Here is a 7,766-nt window from a genome sequence, read left to right as displayed (position 1 = left end):
AATAACCCCTCCTACTCGATATTCGACCTGAATGTGCTAGTGAATTTTGAACAACAGTAGCGTTCGGGATGAATATCGAAGAAAACACGAGGATTAAGAAGAATGGATCATTTGTAGCCGTTTACATGCGATTTCACAAAATTGTCACATTCGATTATACTTTGTTCTGTTATAAGCGGCCCCGACTTTCATGAGAGTTGAAAGTCAATAAAAAATAACAATATAAATGGAGAGGTGCTTCGTTTGAACTTAGGTACAATTAAATACTCGTGGTTTGGAAATATCAAGGGTGATATTCTTTCAGGAATTGTTGTCGCAATGGCTTTAATACCGGAAGCCATTGCCTTTTCCATCATTGCTGGTGTAGACCCAATGGTAGGCTTATACGCCTCGTTTTGTATTGCCGTTACGATTGCATTTGTTGGCGGAAGACCTGGGATGATTTCGGCAGCTACGGGTTCAACGGCTTTATTAATGACGACACTAGTGAAAGACCACGGTTTGCAATATTTACTTGCGGCTACTATCTTAACGGGTGTTTTCCAAATCATTATGGGCGCTTTGAAGTTAGGGCGCTTAATGAAATTTGTTCCTCGTTCGGTTATGACTGGATTCGTGAATGCGCTAGCGATTTTAATTTTTATGGCTCAATTAGTTCAGTTCAAAGGTTCAACTTGGGCAATGTATGCAATGGTTGCAGGGGCATTAGCAATTATTTATATTCTTCCACGTTTTACGAAAGCCGTACCATCACCATTAGTGGCGATTATTGTGATTACAGCGATTTCTATATTTACTGGCAGTGATGTCCGTACAGTAGGAGATATGGGGACTTTAACAGCAAAACTGCCTGTGTTTTTAATTCCTGACATTCCGTTTAACTTTGAGACGTTACAAATTATTTTTCCGTATTCCCTGTCCATCGCGGTTGTAGGATTAGTGGAAACCTTTTTAACCGCTTCTATTGTCGATGATATGACGGATACCGACAGTGATAAAAGCACAGAAGCCCGCGGACAAGGGATTGCCAATATTGTATCTGGATTGTTTGGTGGTATGGCTGGATGTGCCATGATTGGACAAACTGTCATTAATGTGAAGTCAGGCGGTAGAGGCCGATTGTCTACTTTTGTTGCTGGTGCTTTTTTATTAACACTCATCGTAGCGTTACAAGGATTTCTAGTAAAAATTCCAATGGCAGCACTTGTGGGGGTCATGTTTATGGTCTCAATCGGTACGTTTGATTGGTCGATCTTTAAAACACTAAGAAAAGTGCCCATTACGGATACGATTGTTATGGTCGTGACTGTGATTACGGTGGTGATAACAAATAACTTATCACTGGGCGTTTTAATTGGCGTCATTTTAAGTGCGGTTTTCTTTGCCTCAAAGATTTCAAAAGTAAAAGTCACCAGTCTTTCTATAAAGGGGGCTCATAAGAAGGTTTATCATGTTTCAGGCCAACTTTTCTTTGCATCCGTCACCGATTTTGTAAACAGTTTTGATTATAAAGCAGACTTAAATGAAATTGATCTAGATTTATCGAATACCAACATTTGGGACGATTCTGCGGTTGGTGCCGTCGATAAGGTCGTTATCAAGTACCATCAAAACGGTGTCAAAGTAAACCTAAAAGGATTAAATACGGATAGCAAGAAATTGCTCGACCAAATCGCAATGCATAACAAGCCAGGTGGCCTTGAGAAAGTATCGAACCATTAATGATACACGGGGACGGTTCTCGTGTTTCAAAATGCAGTAAACAGAGATGTTGTATCATCCTAAATGAAAAGATCTACAAAACGGGGATAGAATGTTGGAAAAGTTTCTTCCAGCTCTGTGCCCGTTTTTTGAGTCTAATCAAATATAATCAAATTAATGATCTTGCTTGCAAATACCATCCATTAGCATTAGCACAAGAAACTGTGGTTGAACTTATAAGGTAAACATTCACTTTACACGATTATTTCGTTGGAATATTATATAAGTATATAGTTATATCATAATTTAATTATAGATATAGGAGGTGCAGCTATGGAAAAATTGCCAATTGAAGTAGAACAAGCAGCATCCATTTTAAAATTATTAGGAGACAAAACAAGATTAACGATTGTATCTATCTTAAACCAGAGAGAATGCTGTGTATGTGAATTGCTCGAAGTCTTCGACATGAGTCAGCCTTCTATTAGCCAGCATCTGCGAAAATTAAAGGATGCGGGAATGGTGAAAGAAGAACGCAGAGGACAGTGGATTTATTATTCCCTTAATCATCAATGCGAACTGTATGGGTTTATAAAGGGAATCTTGGAACGCATGCTAGTTCCAGAAGAGAAGATTCAACAAATTGAACAAAGCAATGTTACGCTTAAATGCGGATGCTAGTTCTAAATTGGAGTGGGAAAGATGAGTAACATAGAAAAGAAACGTCTGTCTTTTTTGGACCGATACCTAACGCTTTGGATTTTTCTTGCGATGGCAATTGGAATCCTCTTAGGGTTCGTTTCACCAGGGGTTGTAGACAGGATGAATCGTTTGCAGGTAGGGACCACATCGGTTCCCCTTGCGGTCGGATTAATTTTAATGATGTATCCGCCATTGGCAAAAGTTCGGTATGAGGAAATTGGACGTGTATTTAAGGATGTAAAAGTTTTGGCCTTGTCACTTGTACAAAACTGGATCATTGGACCGATTCTCATGTTTTTCTTGGCCATTATTTTTCTTCCTGATAAACCAGAATACATGGTTGGTCTCATCATGATTGGTTTGGCTCGTTGCATTGCCATGGTAATCGTATGGAATGACTTGGCTAAAGGCGATACCGAATATGCGGCAGGACTTGTGGCATTTAACTCCATTTTCCAGCTGCTATTTTTCTCAGTATATGCCTATGTGTTTGTCACCATCATTCCCGAATGGTTCGGTATACAAGGTGCAGTCGTTAACATAACCATGATAGAAGTGGCAAAATCCGTATTTATTTATCTAGGGATCCCTTTCATTGCTGGAATGATAACTCGCTTTTCTTTAGTCAAAGCAAAAGGCAGAACGTGGTATGAACAAGTGTTTATTCCGAAAATTAGCCCGATCACGTTAATTGCTCTTTTATTTACTATTATCCTAATGTTTTCGTTAAAAGGGGACATGATTGTCAGCTTGCCACTTGATGTCATTCGTGTAGCCATTCCATTGTTAATTTACTTTGTGCTGATGTTCTTTGTTTCTTTTTTCCTAGGTAAAAAAATTGGGGCAAACTACGCCGTGACGACCACGCTTTCGTTTACAGCCGGAAGCAATAATTTTGAGTTAGCGATTGCCGTTGCAGTCGGTGTATTTGGAATCCATTCTGGTGCGGCCTTTGCCGCAGTTATTGGACCACTTGTGGAAGTACCGGTCATGATTGCGCTTGTTAATGTAGCATTATGGTTTAAACGAAAATACTTTAATCAGCAAACTGGAGTGTAAACATTATGGAGAACAAGAAAAAGATCTATTTTTTATGCACAGGTAACTCTTGCAGAAGCCAAATGGCGGAAGGCTGGGCCAAAAAATATTTAGCTGACAAGTGGGAAGTGAGAAGTGCCGGCATTGAAACACACGGACTTAACCCAAATGCCGTCAAAGCAATGAAAGAAGCGGGAATTGATATTTCAAGCCATACTTCTGATTTGATCGATCCTGTTTATTTAAACAATGCGGAACTGGTGGTAACATTATGTGGTGACGCTGCTGATAAATGTCCGGTCACGCCCCCTAGTGTAAAACGGGTCCATTGGGGATTTGATGACCCTGCAAAGGCACAAGGAACAGAAGAAGAAAAATGGGCATTTTTCCAGCGTGTCCGCGATGAAATCGGAGCTCGCATTAAACATTTTGCGAAAACAGGAGAATAAGACAAGGGAGGAAAAGAATATGAAAATCACCGATGATGCTCGGGATGAATTCAAGCGCATGTTCCTAGAAGAGAATGCCAACAACATTCGAATCTTTTTCGATGGCTTTGGCTGAGGACAGCCACGAATTGGACTGGCTCTGGATGAGCCGGAAGAGGATGACATTATCGTTATAATCAATGAAATTAAAGTAGCAATCGACCCAATTATTGAGCCTAACATTGAAGAAGTTATTCTTGAACGAAGCGGGAATGGTAAAGGAATTTCGATGATTGGCAATTCTGGAAGATGCTGTTAATGAGGAACCATAGGGTCTCAATTGGAGATGAGACCCTCCAGCTAAAATAGTAATTAAGAACAGCACTCAACCACATCAGTTTTAGGCTCAGTTGTACAGCAGGAAGGTTCATTGTGATGACTCTGTTCTACATCCCCCTTTGTATAAAAGAATTCCCACTCGTTTCCATCCGGATCCTGTACCCAGAATTTGTCTTGAAGGGCATAACAACATGTCGTATTCATTTCATCGTATTGGGAGAGAATACCGCTTTGCTCAAGTCTATTTTTGTGGGCGATGACGTCTTCAGAATGATCGACTTGGATACCAAAATGTCCGACTTGATTGCCGCTAACCTCATTTTTAAGATTAAGAGTAAAGTTTAGACCTGGTTTTTCTAGCAAAAACTTGGCATAATCAGGCTTTACCTTAACAGGCTCGGTTCCGAATAGTTTAGTATAAAAATCCAGTGATTTTTCCAGGTTGGTTACATTTAAACCGATATGGGCATAATTCATTTTACTTTCTCCTCCTAAAATATTTATTTCATTGAAGCGTCAGTACGATGGAAAGTGAAATATAAAGCGCATCCCGCTACATATGCACCACTCCTTCGTTGTAAAAAAAGTTGCAATATGCAAGTATTTTCTATTTTAAAAGAGCAAGCGAACTTGTTCAAATTAATGGTTTGCAGCATACAGTCGACTTTGACATAGCATTGTTTAATAATTTAACAGATTTAATCACCATTTCCTTTTCAAACTCACTCATATTTGAGAACACTTCAGCCAAATATTGATTCATTTGCGCATCAATTGATGCAGCTATATAATTTCCTTGCGGTGTCAGACTCAGTTGATAGACGCGTCTGTCATTGGAAAGCGGTGATTTTGAAACCAGTCCCTGCTTGACAAGGTTTTGAATTTGCCGGCTGAACGTAGTAATATCCATCCCAAGGTTTTCCGCGACCTGCTGCATGGACGGATTATCTTTGCGAAGAAGTTCGTACAGAATATGACTTTGTACCATGGATACTTCACTGCCGCCAACCTGGCAACAATTCTTATTTAGTAGACCAAATCGTCTTGTCATAACTTGAAACAATTCACGTACATTTTCCATTTTTTACACCTCTATGTATGTTATATATTAATTATTTGTATAATGCAACTATTTTTTTGAAAAAGAATCCAACTGCGTTTCAAAATATCCACCATTGCTTATCAGTTATAAAAATCCTGATATTTAAAGGGTTATCGAAAATGATGTTGAAATGGTATAGGAGAAAACTCTTTAACTCGGGTGGTGGGAATATGGAAGAGGTCCAATACGCATTTATTAATGAATTTGGCGATTATCTTTTTGATTTTGATAAGCAGGGTGTGTCGACCCATTTGATCTTCACGGCCATCCTGGTAAAAGGCTCCAATAAAGAAAGACTGGAAGAGGAACTGGAATTTCTTCAAGAAATAGATGTTCTTGACGATAGCACAATGATACAAATCGTAAATGAGTTGAGGGAGCTTCCTTTCAGCATCTATGCTTATGTAGTGGATAAGCGGAAAATCAGAGAAGACAGCGGCATCATGTATCAAAAGCCGTTTTTTCGATATGTCAATAGAATGGTTTATCAAGATTTGAACCGAAGTTTCGAACAGCTTGATCTAGTCGTAAATGAACAAGCTGAATTTTTAAAGCAATTTAGAAATTATGTTGAAACAAAAACCATTCCGGATTTGTTCAACTATTCTATATTTGGCTTTAATCAAACAGAGTCGGATGCTCTGCTCAGGTTAGCACACCTAATATCCGGGATTCTGGCAAAGGGGTACGACCGTACTCATCACTCTATTCAGTACCGTTCTTTTTACGAGTTCATCAAAAACAAAATATCCGCGATACATCTTTTGCCTCTAGACTACAAGAACTTCATCTTTGATTACAAATCCAACAGCCATGATGCCCAATACAATGAAATGATCATCAAGCAGGCAGTAAACCTGACCTATCAATATCTTGAAAAACATCGAAAAAGTGAAGAAGAAGAGGAAAAGCTTCGGATGGATTTTTTAAAGTTTCTATTATTTAATCTAAAAGAAAATCCTGATGAATATGTGTATACCCAAGAAATTTTGGATAACTTGAATGCACTAAGAGATGTCAAAATGAATCAGCACTATTTTCGTTCTAATCTCGTCTCGAAATTGCGGGACAGTGGAATCATTATTGCTAGCAGCAATAAAGGCTACAAATTACCAGTCTGCTTAAACGATTTATATGATTTTGTGAATCTATCCAGCCTGACCATTCACCCCATGATTCAGCGCATTGCCAAGTGCCGAGAACAGATTCTCTCCGCCACGAACAACGAAGTCGATATCTTGGATCCCACCGAATATGAATACTTAAGAAGAGTGATTGAACAAGGGAAGGTGGGACTTAGATAAAAAATAGCTAGAGCCTCGTCCCATATGACGAGGTTTTTTTATGGAACGAAAAATGTTTCCGTTTTACTAAATTTAAAAACCAGGGCATACCTCCGGATTAGTCAAACCTTAAGTGTTTATTAAGAAACCGGAGTACACGGTGCTCATAATCTCTCTTATACAAAAAATACGAATGAATATGTTTAGCTTGTTCCGTCAGCCACAATTCTTTATGGTTACCTGCTGGGATCGATTGAAATAGTTTCTCACTCTCGGTAAAAGGAATCGCTTCATCTGATTTACTGTGAATGAATAAAATTGATTTACCCCTCGTACTGGTTACTTTATTAATCGGTGAAACTTCATTAGGGGCTATGTTGTGGAGCTTTCGCATGGCATGATAAATAATCGGCGTAAAAGGCCGCTTAGGTAACTTCGACCAGTAAGATAGGTTTTCTTTTAAAAAAGGTTCTAGATCACTAAAGGGGCTGTCGGCAATAATGACCGATACAGCAGGATGTTCACATCCGGCAATCAGCGCAGTGGAAGCACCCATACTCCAGCCCAGAAGTGCAATTTTTTTCTGCTTTTTTTTCTGGATGGCATATTCAATCGCTGAATATAAGTCGTGCTTTTCAAAGTAGCCCAACCCAGTGGTTCTTCCTTTCGATTTGCCTGCATTGCGGAAATCAAACATCAGCACATTATATCCTTGTCTAGAAAGAACTTTGGCAAGCTGCAGGCCTTCAATCTTTTCCATGGAGCGTTCATTCATATAGCCGTGCGCGGTGATGACTGTTTTTCTGCTTTGCTTTGATGCAGAGGGGATCCACCAGCCAGACAGCTTAACCTGATCTTTTTGACTGAAAAATTCAATTTCTTCAAAATCAAGACCGTAATCCTTTGGGCTTTTTGTGGTTTTAGCAGGGATGGGATGGGTGAGAAAAAGTCCGATACCAAGAGGGGCAAGAAAGAATAATGCAGGTGCTGCCAAAAGCGGCCGCCACAAGGACTTACTTGACTTTCGCTTTTTTTCTTCACTCAAGGTTAAACTCCTCCTTTCCATTTTCAATCATCGGTACATTATCATATGTCAATAATGATCAAAACGGAAAAACCTTAAGTCCCATTTTTTAAATAGGCAGCTAATAAAAATGGCAGTTGCAAAACGGG

8 protein-coding genes are annotated in these 7,766 nt (G+C 39.3%); 5 read left to right on the top strand and 3 right to left on the bottom strand.

Annotated elements, in window-relative coordinates; all coding sequences use genetic code 11:
- The first annotated feature begins 243 nt into the window (after window positions 1-243).
- The 4 genes from BN2425_RS07865 (at window position 244) to arsC (ending at window position 3,890) form a co-directional block, all read left to right on the top strand.
- Entirely contained in the window at window positions 244-1,722 is a 1,479-nt protein-coding gene (locus BN2425_RS07865) for a SulP family inorganic anion transporter (RefSeq protein ID WP_042457302.1), read from the top strand.
- Between the two features lie 312 nt (window positions 1,723-2,034).
- On the top strand, window positions 2,035-2,382 hold the full coding sequence (locus BN2425_RS07860; RefSeq protein WP_042457299.1) for an ArsR/SmtB family transcription factor: 348 nt from the start codon (window positions 2,035-2,037) through the stop codon (window positions 2,380-2,382).
- A gap of 21 nt (window positions 2,383-2,403) precedes the next feature.
- Window positions 2,404-3,462 (top strand): ACR3 family arsenite efflux transporter, encoded by a 1,059-nt coding sequence (gene arsB / locus BN2425_RS07855; protein ID WP_042457296.1) that lies wholly within the window; start codon window positions 2,404-2,406, stop codon window positions 3,460-3,462.
- 5 nt (window positions 3,463-3,467) lie between these two features.
- Window positions 3,468-3,890 carry an arsenate reductase (thioredoxin) gene (gene arsC, locus BN2425_RS07850; protein WP_042457293.1) on the top strand — a complete coding sequence of 141 codons (423 nt, stop codon included), beginning with the start codon at window positions 3,468-3,470 and terminating at the stop codon, window positions 3,888-3,890.
- Window positions 3,891-4,241: 351 nt separating this feature from the next.
- On the opposite strand, the gene BN2425_RS07845 is transcribed toward arsC, so the two are convergent.
- Together BN2425_RS07845 and BN2425_RS07840 are read right to left on the bottom strand one after the other, a co-directional pair.
- Complete coding sequence (locus tag BN2425_RS07845; RefSeq protein WP_042457290.1) at window positions 4,242-4,685, bottom strand: ArsI/CadI family heavy metal resistance metalloenzyme; 444 nt, start codon at window positions 4,683-4,685, stop codon at window positions 4,242-4,244.
- A 157-nt stretch (window positions 4,686-4,842) separates the two neighbouring features.
- Entirely contained in the window at window positions 4,843-5,289 is a 447-nt protein-coding gene (locus BN2425_RS07840) for a MarR family winged helix-turn-helix transcriptional regulator (protein ID WP_042457287.1), read from the bottom strand.
- Window positions 5,290-5,480: 191 nt separating this feature from the next.
- On the opposite strand from BN2425_RS07840, the gene BN2425_RS07835 reads away from it, so the two are divergent.
- A complete protein-coding gene (locus tag BN2425_RS07835; RefSeq protein ID WP_042457285.1) occupies window positions 5,481-6,614 on the top strand; it encodes a hypothetical protein in 1,134 nt (377 codons plus the stop codon).
- Window positions 6,615-6,711: 97 nt separating this feature from the next.
- Here BN2425_RS07835 and BN2425_RS07830 read toward each other — a convergent pair whose 3' ends face one another.
- Window positions 6,712-7,638 carry an alpha/beta hydrolase gene (locus BN2425_RS07830; RefSeq protein WP_052352804.1) on the bottom strand — a complete coding sequence of 309 codons (927 nt, stop codon included), beginning with the start codon at window positions 7,636-7,638 and terminating at the stop codon, window positions 6,712-6,714.
- Window positions 7,639-7,766: the final 128 nt, after the last annotated feature.

Origin of the sequence: Neobacillus dielmonensis (genome assembly GCF_000612665.1) — a bacterium.
GTDB classification, from domain to species: domain Bacteria; phylum Bacillota; class Bacilli; order Bacillales; family Cytobacillaceae; genus Neobacillus; species Neobacillus dielmonensis.
This window is presented reverse-complemented; position numbering and strand designations above follow the sequence as displayed.

Coding starts and splice junctions, on each gene's coding strand:
- arsC (WP_042457293.1), top strand. CDS start 3,468: ATGGAGAACAAGAAAAAGATCTATTTTTTATGCACAGGTAACTCTTGC.
- BN2425_RS07835 (WP_042457285.1), top strand. CDS start 5,481: ATGGAAGAGGTCCAATACGCATTTATTAATGAATTTGGCGATTATCTT.
- BN2425_RS07840 (WP_042457287.1), bottom strand. CDS start 5,289: ATGGAAAATGTACGTGAATTGTTTCAAGTTATGACAAGACGATTTGGT.
- arsB (WP_042457296.1), top strand. CDS start 2,404: ATGAGTAACATAGAAAAGAAACGTCTGTCTTTTTTGGACCGATACCTA.
- BN2425_RS07845 (WP_042457290.1), bottom strand. CDS start 4,685: ATGAATTATGCCCATATCGGTTTAAATGTAACCAACCTGGAAAAATCA.
- BN2425_RS07860 (WP_042457299.1), top strand. CDS start 2,035: ATGGAAAAATTGCCAATTGAAGTAGAACAAGCAGCATCCATTTTAAAA.